General features: G+C 38.6%; 12 protein-coding genes and 1 pseudogene. 4 read left to right on the top strand and 9 right to left on the bottom strand.

Annotated elements, in window-relative coordinates; genetic code table 11:
• Nucleotides 1-73: 73 nt before the first annotated feature.
• Nucleotides 74-2,065 (bottom strand): excinuclease ABC subunit UvrB, encoded by a 1,992-nt coding sequence (gene uvrB / locus BUB03_RS10405; protein ID WP_073062647.1) that lies wholly within the window; start codon nucleotides 2,063-2,065, stop codon nucleotides 74-76.
• A gap of 215 nt (nucleotides 2,066-2,280) precedes the next feature.
• On the opposite strand from uvrB, the pseudogene BUB03_RS10410 reads away from it, so the two are divergent.
• Nucleotides 2,281-3,497 (top strand): annotated as a pseudogene (locus tag BUB03_RS10410) (PQQ-dependent sugar dehydrogenase).
• A 59-nt stretch (nucleotides 3,498-3,556) separates the two neighbouring features.
• On the opposite strand, the gene BUB03_RS10415 reads toward BUB03_RS10410, so the two are convergent.
• The 6 genes from BUB03_RS10415 to miaE form a co-directional block, all read right to left on the bottom strand.
• The gene (locus BUB03_RS10415) at nucleotides 3,557-5,989 is read right to left on the bottom strand and encodes a TonB-dependent receptor plug domain-containing protein (protein ID WP_073062650.1); all 2,433 of its coding nucleotides are present in this window, start codon (nucleotides 5,987-5,989) and stop codon (nucleotides 3,557-3,559) included.
• 162 nt (nucleotides 5,990-6,151) lie between these two features.
• Nucleotides 6,152-7,309, bottom strand: coding sequence for a pyridoxal phosphate-dependent aminotransferase (locus BUB03_RS10420; RefSeq protein ID WP_073062653.1), 1,158 nt, complete (start codon nucleotides 7,307-7,309; stop codon nucleotides 6,152-6,154).
• A 4-nt stretch (nucleotides 7,310-7,313) separates the two neighbouring features.
• Nucleotides 7,314-8,393: an FAD-dependent monooxygenase gene (locus BUB03_RS10425; RefSeq protein ID WP_073062656.1), complete on the bottom strand. Its 1,080-nt coding sequence runs from the start codon at nucleotides 8,391-8,393 to the stop codon at nucleotides 7,314-7,316.
• 243 nt (nucleotides 8,394-8,636) lie between these two features.
• Nucleotides 8,637-10,013 (bottom strand): tryptophanase, encoded by a 1,377-nt coding sequence (locus BUB03_RS10430; protein WP_073062658.1) that lies wholly within the window; start codon nucleotides 10,011-10,013, stop codon nucleotides 8,637-8,639.
• A gap of 92 nt (nucleotides 10,014-10,105) precedes the next feature.
• The gene (locus BUB03_RS10435; protein WP_073062661.1) at nucleotides 10,106-10,723 is read right to left on the bottom strand and encodes a DUF502 domain-containing protein; all 618 of its coding nucleotides are present in this window, start codon (nucleotides 10,721-10,723) and stop codon (nucleotides 10,106-10,108) included.
• A 21-nt stretch (nucleotides 10,724-10,744) separates the two neighbouring features.
• On the bottom strand, nucleotides 10,745-11,323 hold the full coding sequence (miaE, locus tag BUB03_RS10440) for a MiaE family protein (protein WP_073062664.1): 579 nt from the start codon (nucleotides 11,321-11,323) through the stop codon (nucleotides 10,745-10,747).
• Nucleotides 11,324-11,472: 149 nt separating this feature from the next.
• On the opposite strand from miaE, the gene BUB03_RS10445 reads away from it, so the two are divergent.
• The gene (locus BUB03_RS10445; protein WP_073062666.1) at nucleotides 11,473-11,730 is read left to right on the top strand and encodes a hypothetical protein; all 258 of its coding nucleotides are present in this window, start codon (nucleotides 11,473-11,475) and stop codon (nucleotides 11,728-11,730) included.
• On the opposite strand, the gene BUB03_RS10450 is transcribed toward BUB03_RS10445, so the two are convergent.
• On the bottom strand, nucleotides 11,727-12,818 hold the full coding sequence (locus BUB03_RS10450) for an acyltransferase family protein (RefSeq protein WP_073062668.1): 1,092 nt from the start codon (nucleotides 12,816-12,818) through the stop codon (nucleotides 11,727-11,729). The genes BUB03_RS10445 and BUB03_RS10450 overlap by 4 nt on opposite strands.
• 113 nt (nucleotides 12,819-12,931) lie before the next feature.
• Nucleotides 12,932-13,819 (bottom strand): neutral zinc metallopeptidase, encoded by an 888-nt coding sequence (locus BUB03_RS10455; RefSeq protein WP_040992769.1) that lies wholly within the window; start codon nucleotides 13,817-13,819, stop codon nucleotides 12,932-12,934.
• Between the two features lie 195 nt (nucleotides 13,820-14,014).
• Between BUB03_RS10455 and rplU the strand changes: the two genes are divergently transcribed.
• The gene (gene rplU, locus BUB03_RS10460) at nucleotides 14,015-14,590 is read left to right on the top strand and encodes a 50S ribosomal protein L21 (RefSeq protein ID WP_073062670.1); all 576 of its coding nucleotides are present in this window, start codon (nucleotides 14,015-14,017) and stop codon (nucleotides 14,588-14,590) included.
• 12 nt (nucleotides 14,591-14,602) lie between these two features.
• Nucleotides 14,603-14,860, top strand: coding sequence for a 50S ribosomal protein L27 (gene rpmA, locus BUB03_RS10465; RefSeq protein ID WP_027383144.1), 258 nt, complete (start codon nucleotides 14,603-14,605; stop codon nucleotides 14,858-14,860).
• The last annotated feature ends 407 nt before the right edge of the window (nucleotides 14,861-15,267 follow it).

A 15,267-nucleotide genomic window follows, 5' to 3' on the forward strand; every position in this document is an offset into this window, starting at 1 on the left:
TTTCTGACACTTGAAATATAAATTCTGGGGCGGCATCAAAGATGCCGCCCCAGAATTATTGTAATAAGATCAGTTATTCTTTCAATGCTGCAATTTCATCCCTAAGTTTGGCAGCTTTTATGAAATCAAGGTTTTTGGCTGCCGCTTCCATTTCTTTCTGCTTCTGGCTGATAATTTTTTCAATGTCTTTACCACCGTAGCTTGCTTTGGTTTCAGCGGCTTTTTGAAGGATCTCTTTTTGGGTATATTTCGGATCCGGGAAGTCTTTGCTTCTTCCTACGAGGTTTTCTGAGATTTTTTTATTTAAAGCCTGAGGTACAAGTCCGTTTGCTTCATTGTGCTGTATCTGTTTACTGCGACGGTATTCTGTCTCATCCAGAGTAGCCTGCATGGATTTGGTGATCTTATCAGCATACATGATTGCTTTACCATTGATGTTCCTTGCAGCACGTCCTACAGTCTGTATCATGGATCTTCTGCTTCTGAGCATTCCTTCCTTATCGGCATCCAGGATAGCCACCAGGGACACTTCAGGAAGGTCAAGCCCCTCTCTTAACAGGTTGACTCCAATTAATACATCAAAAAGACCCAAACGAAGGTCCTGCATGATCTGGATACGTTCAAGAGTTTCTACATCCGAGTGGATATACCGTGTTCTGATCCCGAATTTGGTAAAATATTTGGTAAGCTCTTCAGCCATTTTCTTCGTTAAGGTTGTCACAAGTACTCTTTCATCGGCATCAGCTCTTTTTTGGATTTCCTCCATTAAATCATCAATCTGATTGATACTGGGTCTGACCTCAATTACCGGATCCAAAAGACCTGTCGGACGGATAATCTGCTCGATATAAGTTCCCCCGGTTTTTTCCAGCTCATAATCTGCCGGTGTTGCGGAAACGTAAATTACCTGGTTCTGCATGGCTTCAAACTCTTCAAATTTAAGCGGTCTGTTATCCATGGCGGCAGGAAGTCTGAAACCGTATTCCACCAATGATTCCTTTCTGCTGCGGTCGCCTCCGTACATGGCATGAACCTGAGGAACGGTAACGTGGCTTTCGTCGATAACCATCAGGAAATCCTTGGGAAAATAATCGATCAGGCAGAATGGTCTTGAACCGGGAAGCCTTCCGTCAAGATACCTTGAATAATTCTCGATTCCTGAACAGTAGCCTAATTCCTTGATCATTTCAAGATCCAGTTCTGTTCTTTCCTGAAGTCGTTTAGCTTCAAGAGGCTTCTCGATGGAGTTGAAGAAATCTACCTGCTTTACCATATCATCCTGAATGTTTCTGATCGCTCCGTTCAGAGTTTCTTTTGATGTTACAAAGAGATTCGCAGGGTAAATCTGGATCTGGTCAAAATTAGCTTCTACATTGCCGCTTACTGGATCAAAACTCTGAATCTTTTCAATTTCATCCCCAAAAAACTGAATCCTTACTGCATTATCAGCATAGGCTGGAAAAACATCAATAACGTCTCCTTTTACCCGGAACGTACCTCTTTGGAAGTCTTCCAAGGTTCTGGAATACAATGCATTAACCAATGAATGAAGTAAGGCTGTTCTGGTTACTTTTTCTCCGATGGCCAGCGTAATGAGTGATTTATGGAATTCTGAAGGATTCCCGATACCGTAGATGCACGAAACGGAAGCCACGATCAGTACATCCCTTCTTCCGGAAAGCAAACTGGCTGTTGCAGAAAGACGAAGTTTCTCAACTTCTTCATTGATGCTGAGATCTTTTTCTATATAAGTTCCGGTGGTGGCAATATAAGCTTCCGGCTGATAGTAGTCATAGTAACTTACAAAATATTCAACAGCGTTATCGGGAAAAAATTCTTTAAACTCCATGAATAGCTGTGCCGCCAGAGTTTTGTTGTGGGCAAGAACCAAAGTGGGTCTCTGTACATTCTGTACAACATTTGCAATGGTAAAGGTTTTCCCGGAGCCTGTTACCCCGAGAAGGGTCTGGTATTTTTCACCGATCTCAATGCCTTCGGTAAGCTTTTCAATGGCTTGTGGCTGATCGCCTGTTGGTTTATATTCTGATTGAAGATTAAATTTCATAGGAAATGATGTATACAACAAAAATACGAAAGAAATTTTTAGCCTTCATAAAGTATTTGAAAATGACTGTTTTGACGACAATTTTTTCATCATCTCTTTTGTGTACTGAATAAAGCACTACATGGGTAACATTTTTCTTTATTTATAAAATTTATAAGTATAAATTTTTATGGCATTATTTTTCTATTTATCTTTTTACACCAAATCATAATGTTATGAAATTCAATCAATTTTACGTACCGGCACTCAGTGTATTTTTACTTTTATCTTCGTGTAAAAAGAATAATGCGAATGCCCAGCAGACAGGAAACGACGGGAGTGTGGAAACCGGAAAACCGAATACAAACTACCAACCGGCTTTTAAAGGGCAAACCCGGATTAAAGCTGTAAAAACAACCACCGCCTATAAGGTGGAAGTTCTTAATAAAAACCTTGGCCGGCCTTGGGGAATCATTAACCTGCCGGACGGAAAGTTTCTTATTACCGATAAAAACGGTCATGTGAATGTAGTTTCCGCAGATGGAAAGCAGGTCTCAAAAATTGAAGGATTCCCAAAAGTAGATGCCAAAGGACAGGGAGGAATGCTGGATGTGGCACTTGATCCGGATTTTAAAACAAATCAGATTGTTTATTTCAGTTTCTCTGAACCATTTGGAAAAGGAAACCTGACCTCTGTGGCAAAAGGAAAGCTTTCAGCAGATCTTAAAAGTATATCTGAAGTAAAGTTATTTTCCGGGCTGAACCTTCCTATGATGGTGACAAACATTACGGAAGCAGGCTGGCATTTGATAAAGACGGAAATTTATTTGTAAGTACCGGGGAAAGGTCCGACAAGGAAACGAGGGTGTATGCCCAGAGAACGGATAATTATCTGGGGAAAATACTAAAGATTACAAAAGACGGTAAGCCCGCTCCCGGAAATCCATTTATTGGAAAGCAGGGATTTAAGCCCGAAATATATGCTTATGGCGTAAGAAATCCACAGGGGATGGCAATAGACCCGAACGGAACCCTTTGGGATGTTGAGATGGGTCCGAGAGGGGGAGATGAAATCAACCTGATACAGCCGGGAAAAAACTACGGCTGGGGAGATGTTACCTATGGAATTGAATACTCAGGAGCTAAAGTGGGAGACGGAATTACACAAAAAGAAGGGACGGAACAGCCTGTTTATTACTGGGACCCTGTAATTTCTCCAAGTGGAGTTACTTTCTATACCGGGAATATTGAAGAGTGGAAAGGAAATCTAATCATCGGATGCCTCAGTGGAGAACATATTAACAGGATTGTGATGAAAGATAATAAAGTTGTGGGAGAAGAACGCCTGCTTGCTGATCAAAAAGAGCGTTTCAGAGATGTTCTGAATGGAATGGATGGCAATCTGTATGCGGTAACTGACAGCGGAAAATTATATAAAATTTCCAAAAAATAAAATAAAGAGACTGTATTACAGGTTATCCTGGTACAGTCTCTTTCATAAAAAAATAATATTTAAAACTTAAAATTAAGTCGTGCGAAAGCCTGTCTTCCGGCAAAGCCCATCTGGACAGGGTCAAAAATCCCTCCTGACTCCGTATTTCCATCTACAGCAGCGGTTTGCAGGGTAGGATAGCGGTTGAATAGATTCTTGCTTCCAATAGTCAGGTTCAGGTTTTTGGAGAATTCGTACCCAAAAGAAATATCGGTAGTTACTTTTGCGCCATAAAGCTGATAATCATCTGCTCCACCGTACCCGATTAGTTTCACTTTATCAAATCTCACAAGCTGTACATTGGCATTGAACTTATTGATCTTGTAGTTTAAGTTTAGATTGACCTTTGTTTTAGGAGCCGAAGCTAAAATAAATGCTTTTTCCCTTGCGCTCAAAAAGATGTCTTCTTTACCTTTTAGTTTTTCTGGGGCATTTACTTTAGTGATCTCCATATCATTATAGTTTCCGGCTAAAGTGGCAGTCAGTTTTCCCGGACCGAGATCATCAGTATAGCTCAAAATAATATCAACACCCTTTGTTCTGGTATCTATTGCATTGGAAAAGAACTGAGCCTGATCAATAAAAGGATACTTAAGCTGAACATCCTCAGGTAAATCGTCCCGGGAGAAGTTACCGGTCAGTACGATTCTGTCTTTTACTTTAATATAATAACCATCTATTGTTGCTGTAAATTTTGCCGTATTAAATGTAAATCCGGCGCTTCCGTTTAATGAAGTTTCCTGTTTTAGCTGGGAGATTCCTGATTGTTGTGCAAGATCACTGTCATTGGAAGCCAGCTGAATAGTAACAAGATTTCCTCCCTGGAAATTCGTAAACTGAAGACTGTAATATTTCTGAGCCAAAGAAGGAGCCCTGAACCCGGTGGAAACAGATCCTCTGAAAGCAAATTGTGGAGTAAAGGCATATCGTGTAGCAAACTTACCATTTAAAGTACTTCCGAAATCATTGTAATTCTCAAACCTTCCGGCTGCGCTGATCATCCATTTCTTGGTAATATCCAGTTCAGTGTCTACATAAGCTGCAAAATTGTTCCTGTTTTTTTTAAATTCCTGGGAGTATCCTGGAAAACCTTGTGAACCGCCTGGACGGACATCGCCGGAAAGCGGATTAGTCACCAATAAAGCTTCGGGAGTATCAGCGGTTACAACATTCCCATTGATGTCATACATGGCATAAGAAGCCTCTTCTCCCTTGATGAGCTCAAACTGCTCGTATCTGAATTCAGATCCGAAGGCCACATTTAAACCTTCCAGTACCTTAAACTGTTTTGAAGCATTAAATCCTGTTGTATTCTGTAAAAGAGAGTGCCCGCCGGCATTAAAGCTCGTGGGAGACTTCACTCCCAGAGTAGCATTAATGGTATTGTCTATCTGATAAGTAAACCTGTTACTTCCGAATGCATTGTAAAAATCAACATCCCAGTTGGCTACTTTAAACTTCAATCCGTTATCGAATGTGAAATCTGTAATGCTGGTATCTTCTATCGGGTTAAAACCGTTAGGGTATATTTCAGGAATATTGCCGTCGGCATCCGGTGTTCTTGTCCATGCGTAAGCATTGGTTTTTCGGTAAGAGAATCCTTGTCGGGAATAGAATTTTAGACCGTCCGATAAAGGAAGTTCTACGTTTCCGAAGAAATAGACATTCTGGGATTTAGCATCACCAAACCTTTCTCTCGGAGATGTATATTTTTCAGGGTTGGCATTTCTTATGGTACGGTCTTTATTGACAAATTCAACGGTGAAATTCCCAAAACCACCCTTATTTCCTATTTTGGTTCCTAGATTTCCGCTGAAATCGAAGGTTGTTCCGTCTACTTTATGATCTGATACCACATCATTATTTCCCGGACTTTTAAAAAGATTCATTCCATAAAATGCATTGCCTTCAAAGCCATGATTACGGTCATTAAGAATAACGTTAATAACCCCGGCAATTGCATCAGAACCATATTGTGCAGAAGCTCCGTCACGTAGCACCTCAATCCTTTTTATGGCTCCAATCGGAATCGTGTTCATATCCGAACCCGTATTCCCTCTTCCTTTTGTTCCGAAAACATTGATCAGGGAAGATTGATGATATCTCTTTCCGTTCAGTAAAAGAAGGGTCTGGTCCGGTCCAAGCCCGCGTAATGTTGCAGGATCTGTGGCATCGGCCCCATCCGATCCGGACTGTTTATTGGAATTAAATGAAGGCGCACTGAACTGAAGAAGCTGGTTGACTTCTATCTGCCCCGTTGACTGGCTTACCTGTTTGATGTCAATGACGTCAACGGGAACGGGCGTGTTGGTAATAGTTCTCTTTTTATTCCGGCTTCCGGTAATGGAAACTTCATCTATTTTTGACTCTTTGGAAATAGTATCATTAGTATTTTGGGAATACAGCATTGATGCGGTTCCTAAAAAAAGAATGCTCGTGTACTTCAATCTCATATTTCATATTTAAGTTGGTGATTGTATCAAAAATATTGAATTTTACTGTCAAATCAACATGAAAATATGCTATTGTGTAAGAATTATTTAAATTAAGTTAAATTTTTATTAATTAAAGAAAATTATAAACTTAAATCATTGAAATAAAGAAAAATTTTAACATTAAAAATTTTTGATTATCCGATCAAGCCCTTCCTCTAAAATTTCACGGGATGTGGAAAAACAAATTCTGATATGTCCTTCGGCACCTTTTCCAAACCATCTTTCGGATCCGGGGACCACGGCTACTTTTCCGTGTTGTAACACGTGTCGGGTAAATTCATCACTGGTTAAATTATTTTTAATTTTCGGAAATAAGACAAATGTAGCTTCAGGTAAATTGGGGCTCAGGATTTCTGAACGGCTCAGGATGTTAAAAGCAAGGTCTCTATTCTGCTGAAGGTGGTTCAGGAACTCTTTATACCAGGGTTTTGCCCTTTCCAGAGCCACACTCCCTGCAATCTGTGAAAGGGTTGAAACTCCTTCTATGGTGGAATTAAAATTGGATTTTTCTGTAAAATCCTCAAGAATCTCCTGATCATTACACAAAACGGCACCGATTCTCAATCCTGCAATTCCAAAAGATTTTGAAAAACCATATACCGTAAAGCTCTTTTTCTTTGCCTGCTCTGAAACTGAAGAATAGGTATGAAATTCTTGATCGTCATAAACAATATCGCTCCATATCTCATCACTCATCACCCAAAGGTCGTGGGCGGAAGCAATTTCTGATATCTTTTTCAGAACTTCTTTAGAATATACTTTTCCCAGTGGATTGTGGGGATTGCATATGCTGATGAGTTTTGTTTTAGGATTGATGAGTTCTACAAGCTTCTCAAAATCTATAGCGCCTGTTATATGATCTACAGGGCATAGTCTTACGGTTCCGCCCGCCGCTTCTACAGATCTTTTAAAGAGAAAGTCTACCGGATCTAAAATAATAGCTTCATCTCCCGGCTTTAAAACATAGGATGCGATCAGGAACATTCCCTGCGCAGCACTGTTTACGGCAAGTACATTTTCAGGGGTAAAGCTGCCATGTTTTTCTGCATTAAAGTGTCCGGCAACGTTTTTTTTGAACTCCGGAAGCCCGGAGAACGGACCATAGCTCAAATAGCCGTCTTTTATATATTCAATAATTCCCTGTTCTATTTCCGGAGCGGTTCTGAAATCCGGATCAGCAGCGGTAAGAGGGATAACGCCTTCTTCTATCGTTGCCCATCTTCCGTTATAGGCCTTCCTTTTTAAAGCATCAAAATTAATATCGTTATTGGTAAACATTTCTTTATTTATATGATATGGGTAAAATATTTTCTGTCTGCTCGTGAAGAGGTTTTAAAAACTGGTCAAGAAGAATCCTTCCGTTCCTGATGTGGATTTCTATTTCCGGTTTTCTTTCAGCTTCGTACTTTCTGAATGCTTCAGCGGTATCTTTTTCTGAAATAAGGTATTGAGTCAGTGTAAAAGAATCCTTTAATGCTGAGGTTACCCCCTGGCTCGTAAAGGGAATAAGGGGATGGGCAGCATCTCCGATGAAAACAATATTGTCTTTATAAAAAGGATTGAGTTTTTCCAGCTCATAAACCCTCCACAAATGTACATTTTCATAATTGGATTCCTTAACAATAGAAGATACCATAGGATCCCAATCGTCGAAAACCTCGAACATATAGTTTTTCAGGTTGTCAACAGAACATTGTTCGCTGATCTTATATTTCTCATTGTCAAACTGTGAATACCACAGTACCGTATCCTCGGAAAGCTTAAGGATTCCAAAAGTCAGTCCGCCATCTTCATGATGATATTTCATGAAGTTGTTTTCCAGGCGCGCAGCAATATCCCGGTTTTGGATAATATTGACGATTTCGCTTTCCTGTACGGACCGCATTACCTCGTCTTCAAATATTTGTCTCCTGATACGGCTTTTAGAACCATCCGAGACAATCGCCAGGTCAGAATCTATATAGGTTCCGTCCTGCTTTTTGAGTTTTCCTTTCCGGGTATCGCATGGAGCTATTGTTTCATCGTAGGTAATTTTTTCAGCCGGAATATTCCGGGCAAGAATCTCAATCAGCGAGCTTCTCGAAATAACAAAGACATCCTGCAGCTCCTTTTCTGCAAGTATTTTTCCTGTATGGGAATACCGGATATATTTTTTTAAAAAGTTGCCCCTTTTAAAAAGCACAGACGGGTCAATGATCTGTGAAAGATATTCTATTCCTTCTTTCGGAAGCAGAAAGCCATGACCGGTAAGATCGTCTTTCTTTCTCCTTTCGTAAATGTGGTAATCTAATTGGTGTTTTTCTAAGTAACTCGCTATGCTTAAGCCGGAGATGCCGGCGCCCACGACAGCAATTTTGTTCATCTCGGAATAGTGGATTTTTTCAGTTAGTGTTTCAGCTTACTTCCTGTAAACTATTTATTTGATAAGTGCAAATGTAAATTAAAAAGAGTCATTAATTGAAAAAAATAATTGAATATGGTTTAAAATTATTTGAAAATAAAATGAAAAGCATAGCAATTTATTTGCTTTCATAGAAAAGTGGAGTTATTTCTTTCTTGAAAGTGAATACATCAAAAAACCGGGAAATAAATCCCGGTTTCAATTTTATGCTTCTTCAAGCTGAACTGTAAAGTGTCTTAACAGATCAGGCTCCCAGGTTATTTTATATCCTTTGGAAATCTCTTCACGTCTTTCATAAACGTTTTTGATCGCTGCTGCAATATAATCCATATGGTTATTTGTATATGTTCTTCTTGGGATGGCAAGACGTACAAGTTCCAGTTTCGGATAACGGTTTTCTCTGGTTTCAGGATCTCTGTCTGCCAGCAATGTTCCGATTTCTACAGTTCTGATTCCTGCCTCCTTATAAATCTCCAATCCTAAAGTTTGTGCCGGGTATTCCGCTCTGGATACTTTTGGAATAAAATTCAGGGAATCGATAAAAACAGCATGGCCGCCAATCGGCTTCTGAACAGGAATTCCATATTCAATCAGTTTGTTTCCAAGATATTCTACCTGAGAAATTCTGCTTTCAAGGTAAGCAAATTCAGTTGCTTCATCCAATCCTACGGCTAAAGCAGCCATATCTCTTCCGGCCATTCCTCCGTAAGTAATGAAACCTTCGTAGATAATGGTAAAATTGGAAGCCTTTCTGAAAACTTCCTCACTGTTTAAAGCTATAAATCCTCCAATATTGACCAAGCCGTCTTTTTTGGAGCTCATCGTCATTCCGTCTCCGTAAGAAAAGATCTCTTTGCAGATTTCTTTGATGCTTCGGTTTTCCTGGCCCTGCTCTCTTTTTTTGATGAAATAAGCATTTTCTGCGAATCTTGCGGAATCAAAAAAGACAGGAATTCCATAACGGTCAGATAATTCCTTTACCGCTTTCATATTTTCCAAAGAAACGGGCTGGCCTCCTGAAGAATTACAGGTAATGGTAATCAGGCAGAAAGGAATATTTTCTTTCGGGTGGCTTTTATAAACCTCTTCCAGTTTTTCTAGATTGATGTTTCCTTTAAACGGGTGAAGATCATTGATGTCAAAAGCTTCATCGATGGTGCAGTCAATAGCGTGTGCTTTTCTGAACTCGATGTGCCCTTTGGTCGTGTCGAAATGAGAGTTTCCCGGCACCACATCACCTTCTTTTACGAGAACTGAGAAAAGAACATTTTCAGCAGCTCTTCCCTGGTGGGTAGGCAGTAAATATTTAAATCCGGTGATTTTTTCAACGGTATTATGAAGCTGTTCAAAAGAACGTGATCCTGCATAGCTTTCATCTCCGGTCATGAGAGCTCCCCATTGTCTGTCGGACATTGCTCCCGTTCCTGAATCGGTAAGAAGATCAATAAAAACCTGTGATGATTTAAGGTTAAAAAGATTATAATTGGCTTCTTTAAGCCACTGCTCTCTTTCTTCTCTTGTAGACTGGCGGATTTCCTCCACCATTTTAATACGGAATGGTTCCGCGTACGGTAATTTCATGCGTTAAAATATTTTTTAGATTGTTTGTAAAGAAAATTTGTTTGAAAATAAATTCAAATTCATCAGTATATATTTAAAAAGAAGCGGAAGAATTACTCCGGTGCTTTAAATATATTATCATCCGAATGGAAACCGGCTACACCGCCGCTTACTGCGAACTTCATAGCCGAAGCTGCAGTCATTCCCACTACGGGTTTGATGTTTTTTTCTTCAGTAACAATTACCCATCCTGAAATAGCATAGGAATGGGGCAGATATACCGCAACGTAATTGTGCTTGTCAACGTCCGACATTTCTTTTTGGGTAAGAAAGCCGATTCTCCAGATCTCCGGATTTTCATTGGTTTTTACCCAGACAGGATCATTGAATTTTTTTTTGTCGCCCACAAACGATGACATGACGTCTTTTGTAGGTGTATAGATATGTTTTACTCCCGGAGTTTTTTCAAGAAACCGGTCCATAGTATCAAAAAAGAATTTTCCTACTACAAATTTATTTCCGAGATAGCCCAGAACAGCAGTCATCAGTATGGTTGAAATAAAAACCAGCCCGGGAATCTCTTTTGCGACGGAAGGAATAATATTGTCAATAGCGCTTACAATATACCAGATCACAAAGATTGTAAGCCCGATAGGGCCAATAATAACCAGTCCCTGAAAGAAATTTTTCAGAAAAAAATTGGTAATATTTTCAAAGGTCGATTTTTTCAACGTGGTCTTTTTACTTTTTGTTTATCCGTGGATGGTTTCTTTATTTCCGTATGATTTTATGATATTGGCTTCATATTCCAGCCATGCATCCCAGCGTTTGTTTACTTTTTCAGGGTTACCAAGCTGTCTTGCAAACCCTATAAAGGTGGTGTAATGATTGGCTTCTGAGATCATCAGTTCTTTATAGAACCCTTTCAGTTCTTCGTCTTTAATATTTTCGGTAAGAACTTTGAATCTTTCGCAGCTTCTTGCTTCAATCATAGCAGCAAAAAGCATTTTATCCACAATCAGATCTTCCCTGCTCCCCTGGATAATGAATTTAGCCAGCTCATTTACATAATCATCCTTTCTTGGTCTGCCAAATGCATAACCTCTCTTTTTAATGATCTCATGAACTTGATTGAAATGATCCAGCTCTTCCTGTGCAATAGCCAGAAGTTCTGTAACGATCTCAGGATGTTCAGGGAGCATGGTAATTAAGCCGATGGCATTGGTTGCTGCTTTCTGCTCGCACCACGCATGATCCGTTAAAATTTCTTCAATGTTCTCCTCTGCAATATTTGCCCACCTTGGGTCGGTAGGAAGTTTCAACTTAAACATGTTTTGAATTTTCTGTAAAATTAAAATAAATTGCGATAAGTAAGAAGTTTTATTAAAATTTAAAAAAGGTTAAATGTTTTTTAAATTAAAATGAATGAAATATTGGTATTTTTTTTGATATTCTATATCTATAATTAAAAATTTAAACAATGGAAGCTCTTACAACTTTAAAAAATAAGCTTAACACAGGGTTAGCTTTTTTAGTTATGATGTTTATGTCTGCAATGTCGTTTGCACAGAATAATGATACCGGTGCCGTGACGGCAGATAAGACAGTTAATTCAACAAGCACAAGTACAACTACCACAGAATGGTATACAAATCCTATATATCTTATTGTAGGTGCTGTCGTCCTTCTTATTATTATTGTTCTTTTGACGAGAGGCTCTAAAAAAGAAAGAGATTAATCGGCGGCGGTTTTTTTTCGTAAAAGCTCAAGGACTTTCCAACCAAGATCATCTACTTTTTTTAATCCTGCTGCAATTATGAAGGCAAGGATTACATTGATCACGTAAATGAGGATCATCAGCAGCCACCAGGGCATATTTTCTTTCAGTGAAACAACAATGAAATATACCAGAGATGAACTTATGCCCTGTGCAAAATAAAAGAAGATGGCATTTTTACCGATGTAGGTTATAAAGGTTTCTTTTGTAATTTTTAATCTGTTGTAAAATACGAATAATGTGGTTATTGAAAACAGAGACCATATTATATAAGGAATCTTTGGAGGAAATTTATTTTTATTGATCTTATAAAAAATCTCATTGCCGTAATACCAGAACATCCAGATTAAAGCTGCTGCCACTACCGCATACAGTACAGGAATAATTTGGGTTGGAATTTTCTTTCCGCGCAGCCTGTTAGCTATTAAAAATATGGCAAGATAAAAAGCAACATAGCCTACCTGTCCTCCCGGATAATATTCAGGGAAAATATTGAATATTAAAGTCAAAACCACGCAGATACCTATAAACCAGTTGATATGTTTTGGAAAAAACCTTAGGATAAGGACTCCGAAAACGGCCAGAATGAAATATACTTTGAGATACCAGAAGCTTCCCATTACAACAGGGAAGGTGTCTGCATTCGTATATTGGTGAAGGTACCAGTTGCCGAGGTTCTGCCATTGAGGAACATCCGAAACGCTGGTAGCTGCATATTTGGATCCAAATGTTGAATAAAAATTCTGAAGCCATTCCATAGAGAAAAACGTTAATCCTAATACTTTGAAAAAATAATCCAGAAAGAACAGAAATGTTACAAAGATCATATAGGTGATCTGAAGTTTTAGTAATCTGTAAAATGTTTTTTCGACGTTCGAGCCGGAGGTGATTCCGCTTAAAGCATAAAAGAGAGCCACATCAAAAACCAGGGAAAACACCCTTACCTCTGCCGGAATGTAGAACTGCCCGGACCAGAATGCGGTATGGATAAATATGATGGAAAGTGTTGCCATTCCCTTGGCAAAATCAATGTAGAGGTCTCTTTTCATTAGTATAGGATCTGGTTCAAAAGTAAATAAACTTTGGGATATTTATCAAATAAACTAAAAGAGACAGAACATTGCTGCCTGTCTCCTTTGTTAAATATGCTAAAAATGAATGTTTATTTAAGTTGCTTGAATTGTTCTTCAGATATTTCTCCGGTCTGGATTTTTCTAAGTTCGTCCATATACTTGCTCATGTAGGCATCGATTTCTGGATTTACAGAGTTTTTACCCATTTTGTAAGTGCCGTTCAATACCCCTTGGTAATAATAGAAGAAGTTATAGTCAAAATTAGATGCAGTGAGATCATACTGTCCAAGAAGGAACCCTAAACGTACTGCGGATCTTCTTTGAGGTGGCGTCCCGTGGTGATTGGCACTTGAAGTCTGGTAATCTCCGATGCTTTGTGCAAATTCATAGGCAGCAGCAATTTCAGAGAAATTGGTTTTGTTGTAGCCGTTTGGTCTTCTTAAATAGTATCCTGCAAAACCGTCGGCTTCCAGCTCATTGGGTCTTGCTGTAGATTCGCTTACAGAAGGAAGCCCAAAAATGTACTGCAGCTGGTGGCCATACTCATGAGCAAGGATCATGGCATTCACAATATCGCCTCCTTTGTTTTTTGCATCTGCATAAATAGCATAGCCGTAATAAATTTTTCCTGTAGAGTAGGAAATAGCGTTGTAGGTAGACCCGAAATTAGAAGGGTCATCTACAAATCGTAAAGTTGGGTTGCTTCTTCCCCAAAGACTGGCAATTTTGGTCATCTGGGAATTCATAAAATTGGTGTCTGCTGTGGACTGAAGACCAGTTTTAAGAACTGCTGTTGAGCTCCAATATTGGTCTACATAAGAGCAGCTCTTTTCAAGATCTCCTGGTTGTTCGATCTTGGCGCTGGCAGATTGTGATTCCGGAAGAACAGATTCTTCCATGTTGTCATCATGGCACGCTGATAATGAAAAAGCGGCAATGGCTCCTGCTAATAAGCAGAATTTAAAGTTTCTTTTCATATAAAATATTTTTTGGTGATAACGAAGGTATAAAATTATCTCTTATATATGAGCACTTTATGTGAAAAAATTATTCAAAATTTAGTGAAATGATTTTTCAATTAGATTTTTACAAAAAAATACAGGACTGATTGTAAGGTATTTAGAAATTATTCATATATTTGCACCTCGAAATAACTAAAAATTTTATAAACAATGTTTGCAATTGTAGAAATAGCAGGGCTTCAATATAAAGTTGAGCAAGACCAGAAGTTGTTTGTAAACCGTTTAAAAGGAGAAAAAGGAGACAAAGTTTCTTTTGATAAAATTCTTCTTACCGTAAACGGTTCAATCACTGTAGGCGCCCCAGCTGTAAGCGGAATCACTGTAGATGCAGAGATCCTAGACCATGTAAAAGCTGATAAAGTAATCGTTTTCAAAAAGAAAAGAAGAAAAGGTTATCAGGTTAAAAACGGTCACAGACAATCTTTAACTCAAATTAAAATCACTGGTATCACTGGTTTTGACGGAAGTACTAAGAAAGCTGCTAAAAAAGAAACTGTAAAAGCTGAAGTTCTTTCAGACAACGCTACGGTTAACTTTGGTGAAGATCATGAATTGAACTATCACTTAAAGAAAAACAACCTGTCTCAGTCTAAAGAAAACAGAGAAACTTTAATTACTTTAGGTAAAGCAGTTAAAGTTGAATTAGAAAAAACTGTTCTTACTCATGAAGAAGTAGATGCTGCTATCATTAAGAACATCGATCAATTTAAAGCACTTAACAAATAATCCAGTAATAAAATGGCACACAAGAAAGGAGTCGGTAGTTCCAAGAACGGTAGAGAATCTCACTCTAAAAGATTAGGTGTGAAGATTTTCGGAGGACAAGATGCTATTGCCGGAAATATTATTATCAGACAGAGAGGTACGCAACATCACCCAGGTGAAAACGTGGGAATTGGTAAAGACCATACTTTGTTTGCATTAGTAGACGGTAAAGTAGTTTTCAGAAAGAAAGCAAACAACAGATCTTTTGTATCTGTAGAGCCAAACGCATAATCATTTAGGCGTTTTATAAATTAAACCTCGGCATTCGCTGAGGTTTTTTTTTATTTTATCTTGTCTCAAAAAGATCGTATACTGAAGAAAACCTATACTTCCAGGTATCTTCTTTGAGGGTAAAGTCAGACACTTCCGGAGCTGGCGGTTTGAACCTGAAATCCGGTGATATTGTCGGATTAGAAAAATCTTATGCAGAATTTTTAAGCCTTATATACACAAAAACAAACGGGAGATAAAAAAATTAAACAAAAGTTTAAAATTTTTATTACTGGATACCAGTTCTTTACGGTTTTATATGAACTAAAAGTAAATTTTATGTTAAATACTTTTGTTTTGTGTAGTTATAAGGATGTATCTTTGCCCCACTGAAAACGAGAGTAGACGGTAGCGCAGAAGAGCTTTTG

Origin of the sequence: Chryseobacterium oranimense (genome assembly GCF_900129755.1) — a bacterium.
Classification (GTDB): Bacteria; Bacteroidota; Bacteroidia; order Flavobacteriales; family Weeksellaceae; genus Chryseobacterium; species Chryseobacterium oranimense.

Excerpts from the sequence above, each read along its gene's own strand:
- uvrB (WP_073062647.1), bottom strand. The coding sequence starts at position 2,065 with ATGAAATTTAATCTTCAATCAGAATATAAACCAACAGGCGATCAGCCA.
- BUB03_RS10415 (WP_073062650.1), bottom strand. The coding sequence starts at position 5,989 with ATGAGATTGAAGTACACGAGCATTCTTTTTTTAGGAACCGCATCAATG.
- BUB03_RS10420 (WP_073062653.1), bottom strand. The coding sequence starts at position 7,309 with ATGTTTACCAATAACGATATTAATTTTGATGCTTTAAAAAGGAAGGCC.
- BUB03_RS10425 (WP_073062656.1), bottom strand. The coding sequence starts at position 8,393 with ATGAACAAAATTGCTGTCGTGGGCGCCGGCATCTCCGGCTTAAGCATA.
- BUB03_RS10430 (WP_073062658.1), bottom strand. The coding sequence starts at position 10,013 with ATGAAATTACCGTACGCGGAACCATTCCGTATTAAAATGGTGGAGGAA.
- miaE (WP_073062664.1), bottom strand. The coding sequence starts at position 11,323 with ATGTTTAAGTTGAAACTTCCTACCGACCCAAGGTGGGCAAATATTGCA.
- BUB03_RS10445 (WP_073062666.1), top strand. The coding sequence starts at position 11,473 with ATGGAAGCTCTTACAACTTTAAAAAATAAGCTTAACACAGGGTTAGCT.
- BUB03_RS10450 (WP_073062668.1), bottom strand. The coding sequence starts at position 12,818 with ATGAAAAGAGACCTCTACATTGATTTTGCCAAGGGAATGGCAACACTT.
- BUB03_RS10455 (WP_040992769.1), bottom strand. The coding sequence starts at position 13,819 with ATGAAAAGAAACTTTAAATTCTGCTTATTAGCAGGAGCCATTGCCGCT.
- rplU (WP_073062670.1), top strand. The coding sequence starts at position 14,015 with ATGTTTGCAATTGTAGAAATAGCAGGGCTTCAATATAAAGTTGAGCAA.
- rpmA (WP_027383144.1), top strand. The coding sequence starts at position 14,603 with ATGGCACACAAGAAAGGAGTCGGTAGTTCCAAGAACGGTAGAGAATCT.